Annotated in this window: 12 protein-coding genes; all 12 read right to left on the bottom strand. The window is 62.7% G+C overall.

Annotation, left to right across the window (positions count from 1 at the left end):
- Positions 1-43: 43 nt before the first annotated feature.
- Positions 44-1,384: an adenylosuccinate synthase gene (locus R2669_RS18775; protein WP_316887944.1), complete on the bottom strand. Its 1,341-nt coding sequence runs from the start codon at positions 1,382-1,384 to the stop codon at positions 44-46.
- A 95-nt stretch (positions 1,385-1,479) separates the two neighbouring features.
- The gene (locus R2669_RS18770; RefSeq protein ID WP_316901693.1) at positions 1,480-2,643 is read right to left on the bottom strand and encodes an ATP phosphoribosyltransferase regulatory subunit; all 1,164 of its coding nucleotides are present in this window, start codon (positions 2,641-2,643) and stop codon (positions 1,480-1,482) included.
- Between the two features lie 54 nt (positions 2,644-2,697).
- Positions 2,698-2,898 (bottom strand): DUF2065 domain-containing protein, encoded by a 201-nt coding sequence (locus R2669_RS18765; RefSeq protein WP_316875905.1) that lies wholly within the window; start codon positions 2,896-2,898, stop codon positions 2,698-2,700.
- Positions 2,899-2,974: 76 nt separating this feature from the next.
- A complete protein-coding gene (gene hflC, locus R2669_RS18760; protein WP_147213489.1) occupies positions 2,975-3,889 on the bottom strand; it encodes a protease modulator HflC in 915 nt (304 codons plus the stop codon).
- A 12-nt stretch (positions 3,890-3,901) separates the two neighbouring features.
- Positions 3,902-5,278: an FtsH protease activity modulator HflK gene (hflK, locus tag R2669_RS18755; RefSeq protein ID WP_316887945.1), complete on the bottom strand. Its 1,377-nt coding sequence runs from the start codon at positions 5,276-5,278 to the stop codon at positions 3,902-3,904.
- Positions 5,279-5,333: 55 nt separating this feature from the next.
- Positions 5,334-6,587, bottom strand: coding sequence for a GTPase HflX (hflX, locus tag R2669_RS18750; RefSeq protein ID WP_316887947.1), 1,254 nt, complete (start codon positions 6,585-6,587; stop codon positions 5,334-5,336).
- 73 nt (positions 6,588-6,660) lie between these two features.
- The gene (gene hfq / locus R2669_RS18745) at positions 6,661-6,900 is read right to left on the bottom strand and encodes an RNA chaperone Hfq (RefSeq protein WP_004626316.1); all 240 of its coding nucleotides are present in this window, start codon (positions 6,898-6,900) and stop codon (positions 6,661-6,663) included.
- Between the two features lie 301 nt (positions 6,901-7,201).
- Positions 7,202-8,545, bottom strand: coding sequence for a ribosome biogenesis GTPase Der (der, locus tag R2669_RS18740; protein ID WP_027677626.1), 1,344 nt, complete (start codon positions 8,543-8,545; stop codon positions 7,202-7,204).
- 195 nt (positions 8,546-8,740) lie between these two features.
- Positions 8,741-9,919, bottom strand: a complete 1,179-nt coding sequence (gene bamB / locus R2669_RS18735; RefSeq protein WP_316887949.1) for an outer membrane protein assembly factor BamB — start codon at positions 9,917-9,919, stop codon at positions 8,741-8,743.
- 48 nt (positions 9,920-9,967) lie between these two features.
- Positions 9,968-10,603, bottom strand: coding sequence for a YfgM family protein (locus R2669_RS18730; protein ID WP_147213485.1), 636 nt, complete (start codon positions 10,601-10,603; stop codon positions 9,968-9,970).
- A gap of 63 nt (positions 10,604-10,666) precedes the next feature.
- Positions 10,667-11,989, bottom strand: a complete 1,323-nt coding sequence (hisS, locus tag R2669_RS18725) for a histidine--tRNA ligase (protein ID WP_147213484.1) — start codon at positions 11,987-11,989, stop codon at positions 10,667-10,669.
- Positions 11,990-12,087: 98 nt separating this feature from the next.
- Positions 12,088-13,374 carry a flavodoxin-dependent (E)-4-hydroxy-3-methylbut-2-enyl-diphosphate synthase gene (gene ispG, locus R2669_RS18720; RefSeq protein WP_147213483.1) on the bottom strand — a complete coding sequence of 429 codons (1,287 nt, stop codon included), beginning with the start codon at positions 13,372-13,374 and terminating at the stop codon, positions 12,088-12,090.
- Positions 13,375-13,391 lie beyond the last annotated feature (17 nt).

The raw sequence follows: 13,391 nt of genomic DNA, 5'->3' as shown, positions 1-13,391 counted from the left end.
AAATTCGCCCGGCGAAGCACCGGGCGAATCTGGGAGCAGCGCGTCAGTCCTTGTAGGGATGACGCAGCAGGATGGTCTCGTCGCGGTCAGGGCCGGTCGAGATCATGGCGATCGGAATACCGGCCACTTCTTCGACGCGCTTCAGGTAAGCCTGGGCGGTTTCGGGCAATGCGTCCCACTCCTTCAGGCCGAAGGTCGAGGTATTCCAGCCAGGGAATTCTTCGTAGATCGGCTGGCAACGCGCCACGGCATCGGAGCCGCGCGGCAGGATGTCGATTTGCTTGCCGTCGAGCGTGTAACCGACGCACAGTTTGAGCGTTTCCAAGCCATCCAGAACATCGAGTTTGGTCATGCACAGGCCCGACACGCCGTTGATCTGGATCGCACGACGCAGCGCCGCAGCATCCAGCCATCCCGTGCGGCGCGGGCGGCCCGTGACCGACCCGAATTCCTTACCGACATTGGCCAGGCGCACGCCGATGGGATCTTGGCGCGCGGGGTTATCCGCATCATAGAGCTCGCTCGGGAACGGGCCCGAACCCACGCGCGTGCAATAGGCCTTGGTGATACCCAGGATGTAATGCAACTGACCCGGGCCGACGCCCGCACCGGCAGCGGCATTGCCAGCCACGCAGTTGCTCGACGTGACGAACGGATACGTGCCGTGGTCGATATCGAGCAGCGTGCCTTGCGCGCCTTCGAACATCAGGTTCTTGCCGGCAGCGTTGGCGGCAAACAGCTCGGCCGATACGTCCGTCACCATCGGAGCGAGGCGGTCAGCGTAAGACAGCGTCTCGTCCAGCGTCTGCTGGAAATCCAGCGCCGGGTGATTCAGGTACTGCGTCAGAACGAAATTGTGGAAATCCAGGTTTTCGCGCAGACGCTCGGCAAAGTAAGCCGGGTCGAAGAGGTCCTGCACGCGCAGCGCGCGGCGGGCCACCTTGTCTTCGTACGCCGGGCCGATACCGCGGCCTGTGGTTCCGATCTTGGCGGCGCCGCGCTTGGCTTCACGCGCCTTGTCGATGGCCACGTGGTAAGGCAGGATCAGGTTGGTCGCTTCGGAAATGCGCAGTCGGTTCTGCACCTGCACACCAGCCGACTCCAGCTCGTCGATTTCCTTGAACAGCGCTTCAGGCGACAGCACGACACCGTTGCCGATGTAGCACGCGACGCCGTCGCGCATGATGCCCGACGGAATCAGACGCAGAATCGTCTTCTTGCCGCCGATGATGAGGGTGTGGCCTGCGTTATGTCCGCCCTGGAAACGAACCACGCCTTGCGCATGATCGGTCAGCCAATCGACGATTTTCCCTTTACCTTCGTCACCCCATTGGGTGCCGATGACGACGACATTGCGTCCTTGGCTCACTGCTGGTGCGGACATGTTGAATTTGCAGATGGGTTAAAAACGTATTCTACCCTTGTTGCCAGGGGCTTCCCTGAAATTACCGGGTATTTACACAACGTTATGCAACAGCTTCAGATCGAAGCGTTGCGGGGCTTGACGATCCAGCGACCGCTCTCTTCCACGAGCTGGCGGTCGTAGGCAAACTCCTCCAGATCTTCCGGGTGGCCTGGCAGCGACTGGATGACGATTTCGCCCGCGGCGCGCAGCGCGGCGATCGCCTCGCGCAGCTTGGCATCGCCCGACCACGGCGCATGAATGGCGGCGGCACGTGCTTCCACTGGCGAAATGCCTGCAACCTCGCGTAGGTCCAGGGAAAAGCCGGTGGCCGGGCGAGCGCGGCCGAAAGCTTCACCAACCTTGTCATACCGGCCACCGCGCGCCACAGCATTCGGCACACCAGCGACATAGGCAGTGAACATCACTCCGCTGTGGTAGTGATAGCCGCGCAGATCCGCGAGGTCGATGTTCACGGTCGCACCACCTGCGCGCTCGGCCAGCGTTGCCAAGTCGTCCAGCGCACGCCCGATGGCGGGCAGCGCGGGCAACTGCTTACGCGCACGAGCGAGCACATCGACTCCGCCGTACAGCGCCGGCAGCAGATTGATGGCATCGCGCTGCGCCGGCGGCAGATCGGCGGTGATGGTGCGCAGAGCGGGGACATCCTTGGCAGCCAGCGCGGTAAAGAGATCGTCCTGAATGCGCGCGGCAATCGGCGACTGCTCCAGCAACGCGGCCACCACGCCAACGTGGCAAAGGTCCAGGCGCACATCGGCCAGACCCGCGGCCGACAGCGCGGCAAGCATCAACTCTTGGATCTCCAGATCAGCTTCTAGGCCCGCGTGGCCATAGATTTCAGCGCCGATCTGCAGAGGCTCGCGCGTGACGTGGAATCCACTCGGACGCGTATGCAACACCGAACCCGCATAGCACAGGCGCGTCACGCCAGCGCGGTTCAGCAGGTGGGCGTCGATACGGGCAACTTGCGGCGTGATGTCGGCGCGCAAGCCGATGGTTCGACCAGAGAGTTGGTCGACAAGCTTGAAGGTCTTCAAGTCCAGATCATGACCCGTGCCCGAGAGCAGCGACTCGATGTATTCCAGCATCGGCGGCATGACCAGTTCGTAGCCGTAGGTGCGGAACAGGTCGAGCATGCGGCGACGCAACTCTTCTATCTTGCGCGCCTCGGAAGGCAGCACGTCAGCAATGGATTCAGGCAGCAGCCAATTGGTCGGCATGGCGGTCTCGCTCGGGAGTCTTGGTACGGCAGAAATTCGTAAAAACGCTGGGCGCTAGCGATGCAGCAATCGCAGGAGAATCAGCCCGATCGCCATCGACACCAGACCGATCACGCGCAGCTTTTCATCTGGCAGATCGGTCAGCGTCTGGAAGGCACGTCGCCAAGCCCGCGGCGCTACGAACGGCAGGATGCCCTCGAACACGAGCACCAGCGCGCACGCTGCCAGCAAAACGGTGGGGAGTGATTCTTCCATGGGATACGGTTGGCGAACGAACAAAACCCCGGCAAGCCGGGGTCTGTCCGCCTCAAATGATCAGCGACGCATTGTACTAGCGATGGCGCCCCGTCTGGGCAGCCGGTGCTGCCGGGGAGCTGCCGCCGTTCGGGCTGCGCATGTATTTGAAGAAATCGCTGTTCGGCTGCAGAACCATCACGTCCTTCCGATCGCGGAACGATGCGCGGTACGCCTCCATGGAGCGCCAGAACGCCGCGAACTGCGGGTCACGGCCAAACGCATCGGCGTAAATGTCAGCGGCGCGGGCATCACCCTCACCCTTGATCTTCTGCGCATCGCGGTAGGCGTCGGCCAGGACGACTTCGCGCTGACGATCGGCATCGGCGCGGATCTTTTCACCCTCTGCCGCCCCCGTCGAACGCAGCTCGTTGGCCACGCGCTTGCGCTCGGCTTCCATCCGGCGATAGACCGATTCCGTCACGCTGGCGAGCAGATCCACCCGCTTCAGACGGACGTCGATGATGTCCACGCCGACAGACTTGCCATACTCCTGCACGCCTTTGAGGATGCTCTGCATCACAGCTTCACGATCTGTCGAGACCACGTCGGAAACCGTGCGGCGCGCAAATTCATCGCGGGCGATGGAGTTGATCTTCTGCGTCATGCTGTCCTGCGCGAGGCGGTTATCGCCTTTGAAGCTCACGTAGAACAGACGCGGATCCGACACGCGCCACTTCACGAACCAGTCGACCAGCAGGTTCTTCTTCTCCGCCGTGATGAAACGATCGGCGCCGGCGACATCAATGGTCTGCAGGCGCTTATCCATGAACACAACGTTCTGCAGCGGCGGCGGGAGCTTGAAGTGCAGCCCGGGCTCCTTGATGACCTGCTTGATTTCACCAAAGGCAAACACCACGGCGTACTGCCGCTGGTCCACCACGAACACCACCGACGAGAACACCGCCAGGGCAATGACCAGCGCCACGAAGGCAGAAATCAGACGATTCATAGTGCCCTCCTGTTAGCGCGAATCGCGGTCACGGTTGCGCAGTGCTTCGCGCGAGCGCGAATCTGCGTCATTGGCCGGTGACGGATTGGAGGGAGTCGGCACGCTCTGCGCAGAACCGCTGTCCTGCGCTGAGGCGCCAGGCGCAGCGGCCGGACGCGACGTGTCGCCTTGCGTTTGCGCGATCAGCTTGTCCAGCGGCAAATACAACAGGCTGCCATTGCTCTGGTCGACCATGACCTTGGTCGAGTTGGCGTAAATGTCCTGCATGGTTTCCAGATAAATGCGGTCGCGCGTAACCTGCGGCGCCTTCGCATATTCGCGTTGCACCGAGGCAAAGCGAGCCGCATCACCTTCGGCACGTGCGATGACCCGCGCCTTGTAGCCTTGCGCCTCTTCACCCAGACGGGCGGCCGTACCCTTGGCGCGCGGCACCACGTCGTTGGCGTAAGCCTGGCCTTCGGAAATGGCACGTTCGCGATCCTGACCGGCCTTGGTCACGTCGTCGAACGCCGCCTGCACCTGCTCGGGCGGCTGCACACTCTGTACGTTCACGCTGAGGATTCGGATGCCGGTTTTGTATGCCGACAAAATGCGTTGAATCGACTCGGCAAGATTGCGCCCAACGGCATCGCGACCTTCGTACAGCACAGCATCCATCTTGTTGCGGCCGACGATCTCGCGCACCGAAGTCTCTGCTGCCTGCGTCACGAGTTCTTCATCGCCGCCGCGGTCCGTACGGTTGTAGAACAGGTAATCGACCGGGTTGGCAATGTTGTATTGAACCGAGAAGCGCACGTCGACGATGTTCTCGTCCTGCGTCAGCATCGACGAGTCCTTCAGGTTCGTGTCCTTGATCTGCGTCGTACGGCCGATTTCAAGCGTGCGCACGCCTGACAGGTTCACGATTTCGTGCGACTCGATCGGGTACGGCAGGCGCCAGTTGATACCGGGCGTTGCCAAATACTTGAAGCGACCGAACTGCAGGATCACGCCTGTCTGGCCTTCCTGAACGATGAAGAAACCGCTCGCCAGCCACAGGCCAACCAGCACCGCCAGCAGCACGCCGACGCCCAGCCCCGAGCCACCACGCCCGTTACCCGGACGCAGCGGCGTGGGGCCGTCGTTACCGTTACCGCTGTCCTTGCGGCCGAACAGGTTGTTCAGACGGCGATTGAAGTCGCGCCACAACTCGTCGAGGTCCGGAGGACCATCCTGGGGCGGCTTGCTTTGGCGCTTCGGCTCATCTTTGTCTTCGCGCTCGGCATTGTTGTCATCGCCGCGACCCCAGCGCGGATCGTTCAGCGAAAGCAGCACACGCAAGCGGTGCCACAAACCTCGCGCCAGACGCGGCGAGGCCATGGAAGAAGACTGGGTCGAAATCTCGGGCATGAGCGGTCGGGCTTGTCCTGATTGTCTGACTGCGAAGAAGGAACGGGCCATTCTATCAGCCCTCTTCGTCACCTTTGGCGGAAGAACCGCTGCCCGGCAAGCTTTGCGACAGTTCGTCACGGTGCTCCGGCGGCAAATCGCGGCGAGTGTCGAAGCGCGGATCGAAGTCGCCGCCATGCGACGCGGGGTGCTCACGCAGGCGAATCGCGGTCTCGACCAGCGCTTCGCGCAACAGATCAAGCCCGGAGCCTTCGATGGCTGAAACGAACACACGCCGTACGGCGCCGGTTTCGTCGCGCTCGATGCGCGGGCCAGCCGCACGCAGCTCCTCCGCCGCGTCGATCTTGTTCATCACGAGAATCTGCGGGATGCCGCTGGCGTTGATTTCATCCAACACCCGGTCGACCTGCTCCATCTGTTCATGCTTGACGGTGCTGGCGGCGTCCACCACGTGCAGCAGCACGTCGGCGTGCACGGTTTCTTCCAACGTGGCCCGGAAGGCCGCCACCAGCTGCGTCGGCAAATCGCGGATGAAACCGACCGTATCCGACAGCACCACATTCCCCAGCCCTTCCAGGTAAAGCCGGCGCGAGGTGGTGTCCAGCGTGGCGAACAGCTGGTTGGCAGCATACGCACGCGCCTTCGTCAGCGCATTGAACAGCGTCGATTTGCCGGCATTGGTATAGCCGACCAGCGAGACAGAAAAAGCGTCGTTGCGGCTGCGTGAACGGCGCTGCGTGTCATGCTGACGCTGCAGTTTGTCCAACTCGGACGACAGACGCTTGGCGCGCTCATCGAGCATCCGGCGATCCAGCTCGAGCTGACGTTCACCGGGGCCGCCGCGCAGGCCGACACCGCCCTTCTGACGCTCCAAGTGACTCCACGCCCGGACCAGACGGGCCGCCTGATAGCGCACGCGTGCGAGTTCCACCTGCACCTTGCCGACGTGGCTTTGCGCACGCTGGCTGAAGATGTCGAGGATGAGGCCGGTCCGGTCCACCACGTGGCGACCGAAAAAGCGCTCGAGGTTACGCTGCTGCGCCGGGCTCAGCGCGTGGTTGAAGATGACGATTTCCGCATCCTCCTCGTCTGCGGCGATCTTCACCTCTTCCGCCTTGCCGGCGCCGATGAACAGCGCGGCGTCGGGCCTGGAGCGCTTGCCCGTGACGGCGCGCACCGGCTCAGAACCGGCCGTCGAGGCCAGCAGGGCCAGTTCGCTCAAACTTTCCTGAAAATCATGCTTGCCGAAATCGACGGCGACCAAAATGGCGCGCGTCGGCTCCGAGCTGGAGGTGGGATGGGATGCCAAACGGGGGAATAGAGAAGGGAGAAACGGGGTGGGTGCGTCCCGCCGCGCAGAGGGCGGCGGGAGCGAGGCAGAATCAGGCGTCAGGCGCTTCGTCCACGCGGAAATTCACGGCACGAGCCGGCACCACGGTGGAGATTGCATGCTTGTACACCATCTGCGTCACGGTATTACGCAGGAGCACAACGTATTGGTCGAACGACTCGATGTTGCCTTGCAGCTTGATACCGTTGACGAGGTAGATCGACACCGGCACATGCTCCTTACGCAGCGCATTCAGAAACGGGTCTTGTAGCAATTGCCCTTTGTTGCTCATGGCACACTCCAGATTTATAGGTTTAGTGGTGGGTTATGGGGCTAGGAAGCCCGGGTTCAAGCAGGCGACGCAAAAAAAGTTCGTCAAAAGAGTCGGCCAGACGCGTCCAAATGACGCCAATGGCGCCTGGGGTTTGCAGACACCAAGCGCCATGTCTCGAGAATTTAGCCTTAGAAATCAGGGAAAGCAAACGGAAAACCGATGACCCCGCCATGTGAAATGGCTCGGCCTTTTTGGTGATCCCCCGTTCGAATGCCCCAGCATCACACGCCCCCGCCGCAGAGCACCGCCCGCGCGATGCTCATTCGTTCGATTGGGCGTACGGGTTTTTGTTCGTACGAAATTCAATCCGCAGCGGCGTGCCCTTCAGCTGGAAGGCCTCGCGGAAGCGCCCTTCCAGGTAGCGGCGGTAGGTCTCGGGGATATTCGACAGCGCATTGCCGTGAATCACCACGATCGGCGGGTTGGAACCGCCCTGGTGCGCGTAGCGCAGCTTCGGGCGCGAGACGCCTGCGCGTCGCGGCTGCTGATACTCAACCGCTTCCATCAGCACGCGCGTGAGCTTGGGCGTCGGCAGCTTGACCATGGCGGCAGCATAGGCGGCGTCCACGGACTTCATCAGCGCGCCAATGCCAGTGCGCTCCTTGGCCGAGATGTAATGCACATTGGCGAACGACAGGAACTGCAGCTTGCGCTCCATATCGTGCTTGATGCGATCGCGAGCATGCCCCGTCAGGCCATCCCACTTGTTCACGCCGATCACGAGCGCACGGCCGGATTCGACGATGAAGCCGGCGATATGCGCGTCCTGGTCGGAAATGTCCTGCTGCGCGTCGAGAATCAGCACAACCACGTTGGCGTCCGCAATCGACTGCAGCGTCTTCACGACGGAGAACTTCTCGATGGCCTCGAACACCTTGCCACGCTTGCGCAAGCCTGCCGTATCGATCAGCGTGTAAGGCTTGCCGTTACGCTCGAAATCCACGTAGATGGCATCGCGCGTGGTGCCCGGCATATCGAATGCGATCACGCGCTCTTCGCCGATCAGCGCGTTCACCAGCGTCGACTTGCCCACGTTCGGACGGCCGACGATGGCGATGCGAGTGCCGTGGTCGTGCGCGTCGGCTGCCTCGGCAAGCTCGGGGCGCTCGGCAAATGCCAGGTCAAGGGCTTCGGCCACAAGGTCGTTGACCCCGTCGCCGTGCGCGGCCGAGATGGCAGCCGGGTCACCCAGGCCGAGTTCGTAGAAATCGCTGGCGACGGCGGTGTAGCGCATGCCCTCCGCCTTGTTGACGGCCAGGAGAATGCGGCGCCCGGTTTTGCGCAGGTAGTCGGCAATCACGCGATCCTGCGGCGCCAGCCCCAGCCGGCCGTCGACGATGAAGATGACGACGTCGGCTTCGACCACGGCCTGGCGCGTCTGCTTGGCCATCTCGGCAACGATGCCTTCCTTGGCGACGGGTTCGAAGCCGCCGGTATCGATGGCGATGAACGGACGGTCGCCCACGCGGCCTTCACCGTAGTGGCGATCGCGCGTCAGGCCAGGGATATCCGCGACCAAGGCGTCACGCGAGCGCGTCAGGCGATTGAAGAGGGTCGATTTGCCGACATTCGGCCGCCCTACGAGGGCAATGACTGGTTTCATGCTTGTGTGCCGCACGCGAATGGCGCCACGGCAAATTCCGGTTGCTGCAACTGCGGTTGGCATCTGTACGGCCGAATGCCTGATAACACAGATGCAAGACGCCCGCGGAGTACGCGGGCGCAAGTTCAAGGCGGCGATGCCGCCCCGATGTGATGCGTGTGCCGCCGCAGCCCCTTCGGGCCAAGGCGGCCAATGTTACTTTGGCAGGTAGCCGTAGACGCCACCGCCGCGGGTCTGAACAACCAGCGTCTGGCCGACCACCACCGGGGCTGCGCCAATGGCGCTGCTGTCGGTTTTTACGCGGGCGACGAACTTGCCGTCGTCACGCGACAGGAAATGCAGCCAACCTTCGGAATCGCCGACGATGACCGCGCGGCCGAAGGCCAGCGGCGTGCCGAGGTCGCGCCACAGCAGCGCGTCGTTCTTCCACAGGTCGGCGCCATTCTGTGCGTTAAAGCCGTAGACGATCGACTTCTCGTCGGCGGCGAACAGCCCGTCCTCATCTTGCGTCACACCGGTCGGCGACGAGAAATCGCGGCCCCAACGCGGTGCACCGGTGCTGATATCAAAACACGCCACGCGACCCTGGAAGCTGGCCGCACAGACTTGCGAACCATTGATCGACGGTGCGCCCGTCACATCGTTCAGACGCTCGATCTCCGATACGCCACGCGGATACGACACGGCCGCCTCCCAACGCAGTGCGCCATTGCTGGCCGACAACGCACCCAGTTTGCCACCGGCAAAACCAAGGATGATGTTATCGCCGGCAAAAATCATCGGCAGACTGCTGCGCAGGTTCAGCGCCGACGGAGAACGCTGATAGATCCACTTGCGTTCGCCGTTGGCGGGGTCCAGACCCAGGACGCGGCCATCCGTCGTGCGGACAATCACCAGCCCCTGACCGACCAGCGGCGCCGTCAGGACTTCACCGTTGACGGCAACCTTCCATTTCTGCGCGCCCTTTTCGTCGAAGGCCACGACTGCGCCCTTCTCACCTGCCACCGCCGTCAGCGTGCCATCGCTGCCCGGGCCGGACGTCAGGTCCACATCCGCCTTGCCTTGCCAGACGGTGCGGCCAGTAGCGCCATCCAGGGCGGTCACAGTACCGCCGGCCGCCGACACGTAGACGTTGTTGCCTGCCACCGCCGGTTGCATCACGTAGCGGCCGCTCTTGCCGACGCTCACGCTCCACACCTGGCGCACGGCCAACACTTGCTGAACGTCCTTCAGCTTGGCCGGCTCATGCTTGTTCTTGCTGCTGAACAGCGAGCAACCGCCAAGGACAGCCGTCGCTGCCAGTGCCAGCACTGCCACGCGTGCCGCCTTGGCAACACTGCGCGCGACACCACCCTGCTCAAGTGCGTGAATCATGAAATCGGGATCCTTTTGTTATGCGTTGAATTGCTCGGGTTACGCCAATCAGGCACCACCCAGGGCATCCAGCTTGAACTGCACGATCTGGCGAGCCGAAGCATCAGCCGGACCGAACTTCTCCAACGCCAGCTTGTAAGCCGCGCGGGCGTCTTCGTTCTTGTTCTGCGCGGCCAGCAGATCGCCGCGACGATCGGCGTACAAGCCGGCAAAGGCCGGAGCAACGTCGCCGGAGACTAGCGCGATGCCCTGATCGTAGGCTTTCTCGTCGAGCAGAAGCCCAGCCAGGCGCAGCTTGGCGAGCGCCTTGTACTCATCGTCGCGCGCGTGATCGACCGCCCATTGCAACTGCGCCTTGGCGCCCGCCGCATCGTTGGCTTCGTACAGCGCCTTGGCCGTGGCCAAAGCAGTCATCTGCGCATAGGCCGTGCCGCCAAACTTGTCTTCCATGTCGGTGGCGGCACGCTTGATCTTTTCAGCGTCCTTGCCATCAACCGCCTTCTGTACCTGCTCGTACAGCACCGACGCTTCGCCGGCCTGCTTGCGCTGCCAGTTCTTCCAGCCGAACCAACCGGCCACGGCCAGCAGCACCACGATGGCGATCCACGTGATCACGTTGCCGTTGTCACGCCACCAGTGCTTGAGACTCTCTATCTGTTCCTGTTCTTCGAGATCGTAGGCCATGCTTTGCAGAGCTTGAATATTGGAGGTGAATCGCGGTCGTTCGCTGCGAACGCACTGCCGCGGTTAGTCGTTGTTGGCCACCATGGCATCGATCAGGCGGTCGACCAGCTGGTCCGACGGCACGGTCTGCTGGGCATCCGCAGTCGGATCGCCACGCAGGGGCTTGATCTGCGCAACACCTTGAGTGACTTCATCGTCGCCAATGATAACCGCATAGGATGCGCCACTTGCGTCAGCGCGCTTGAACTGCGACTTGAAACTACCGTTGCGGCCTTCCGGCGAGGCGTGAAGGATGACGTCGAGGCCGGCGTCGCGGAGCCGCTCGGCGGCGACCAACGCCTGCACCTGCGCCTCATCGCCCTGATGGACGATGTAGACGTCGCAACCTTGCGCTTCGGGCTCGAGCTTTTCCTCGCGCAGCAGTTCGATGATGCGCTCCACGCCCATCGCCCAGCCGCACGCGGGGGCCGGCTTGCCGCCGATCTGCTCGATCAGGGGGTCGTAGCGACCGCCGCCCGCCACGGTGCCTTGCGCGCCCAGCTTGTCGGTCGTCCACTCAAAGACGGTAAGGTTGTAGTAATCCAGACCGCGCACCAGACGCGGATTGATCGTGAACGGAATATTGTTCGCCTTGAGCAGCTTCTGCACACCCTCAAAGTGCGCGCGCGATTCGTCGCCCAGGTAGTCGATGAGCTTCGGCGCGCCGGCGGCCATGTCCTGCAGCGCCGGGTTCTTGGTGTCGAGCACACGCAGCGGGTTGGTGTACAGGCGGCGCTTGCCGTCCTCATCCAGAATGTCCTGGAAACCTTCCAGATATTTGATGAGATCGGCACGGTGCGCTGCGCGCTCTTCCGCCTGACCGAGCGAGTTCAACTCGAGCTTCAGGCCGACAAGGCCGAGGTCATCCCACAGTCGCTGACACATCAGGATGACTTCGGCGTCGATGTCGGGGCCAGCAAAGCCCAGCGCTTCCACACCCACCTGATGGAACTGGCGATAGCGACCACGCTGCGGACGCTCGTGGCGGAACATCGGGCCGGTGTACCACAGGCGCTTCGGGCCGTCGTACAGCAGGTTGTGCTCGATCACGGCGCGCACGGCGGCAGCGGTGCCCTCCGGGCGCATGGTGAGTTGTTCGCCGTTCAACGCATCGGTGAAGGTGTACATCTCCTTCTCGACGATGTCCGTCACCTCGCCGATGCCACGCACAAACAATTGCGTCTGCTCAACGATCGGCGTGCGGATCTGCTGGTAGCCATAGGCGCGCAGCATGCTGCGCACGGCGTTGTCAAAGTGCTCCCACAGCGGGGCGTCGCTGGGCAACAAGTCGTTCATGCCTTTGACGCCGGCGATCTTCTGCACGCGTTGTTTTTGTGTATCGCTCATGATGTCACGTTAAAAACCGGCCTCTCGCATTTGGCTCCATGCGGGGCCGGCCGGTCGTTTCCTGCTTCGACTTCGAGTCCCGAAGCCTGATGCCGTTTTTAGACTGTCGCCGAGGCCTGTGCGCCGTAATGCGTCCGCACGTATTCGTCGACGATCGTCTGGAATTCTTCTGTAATGCGTTCGCCGCGCAGCGTTTTAACCTTCACGCCGTCAACAAATACCGGCGCCGCTGGCGACTCACCCGTGCCCGGGAGCGAGATGCCAATGTTGGCGTGCTTGCTCTCCCCGGGGCCGTTGACGATGCAGCCCATCACGGCCACATTCATCTCTTCAACGCCGGGGTACTGCGTCTTCCACTTCGGCATCTGCTCACGCAAGTACGACTGGATGCGCGCGGCGAGTTCCTGAAACACCGTGCTCGTCGTGCGTCCGCAACCAGGGCACGCAATGACCATCGGCGTGAAATTGCGCAGACCCATGGTCTGCAGAATCTCCTGCGCAACGATGACTTCCTTCTCGCGCGGCGCGCCCGGCTCGGGCGTCAGCGAAATGCGGATCGTGTCGCCGATACCTTCTTGCAGCAACACCGACAGCGCTGCCGTGGAAGCGACGATGCCCTTGCTTCCCATGCCGGCCTCGGTCAGGCCCAGATGCAGCGCATAGTTGCAGCGACGCGCCAGTTCTCGATACACAGCAATCAGGTCCTGCACGGCCGAGACCTTGCACGACAAAATGATCTGGCTGCCCGGCAAGCCCAATTCTTCAGCCTTCTGCGCGGACTGGATCGCAGAGGTAATGAGCGCCTCCACCATCACGGCGCGAGCGTCCCACGGCGTTGCGCGTTGCGCATTCTCGTCCATGATGCGCGCCAGCAAATCCTGATCGAGACTGCCCCAGTTCACACCGATACGCACCGGCTTGTCGTAGCGGCAGGCGATTTCGATCATCTGCGCGAACTGCGTGTCCCGCTTGGCGCCCTGCCCGACGTTGCCGGGGTTGATCCGGTACTTGGACAGCGCCTGCGCGCACTCCGGATAGTCCTGCAGCAGCTTGTGGCCGTTGTAATGAAAATCGCCGACCAGCGGTACATCCACGCCCATTCGGTCGAGCTGCTCGCGGATGGCCGGCACCGCTGCGGCGGCGGCGGGCGTATCCACTGTGATACGCACCAACTCCGAGCCCGCCCGCGCCAATTCCTTCACCTGGATTGCGGTGCCGATGGCGTCCGACGTGTCGGTATTCGTCATCGACTGCACACAGACTGGCGCGTCGCCGCCAACGTGCACGACACGGTCACCCCAGCGGATTTCCGCGGCGCGCGAGTTCCGGCGCGGCAGCGGACCCACCAAGGCTGGAGCGCAATCGAGAGGCGTGGAGATTTCCATGATCAGACAAGGCGCGC

The sequence above is a fragment of the Ralstonia edaphi genome (assembly GCF_958350185.1).
In the GTDB taxonomy this organism is placed as follows: domain Bacteria; phylum Pseudomonadota; class Gammaproteobacteria; order Burkholderiales; family Burkholderiaceae; genus Ralstonia; species Ralstonia edaphi.
Note: the sequence above shows the minus strand (reverse complement) of the source record. Positions and strands in the feature narration are given on the sequence as shown.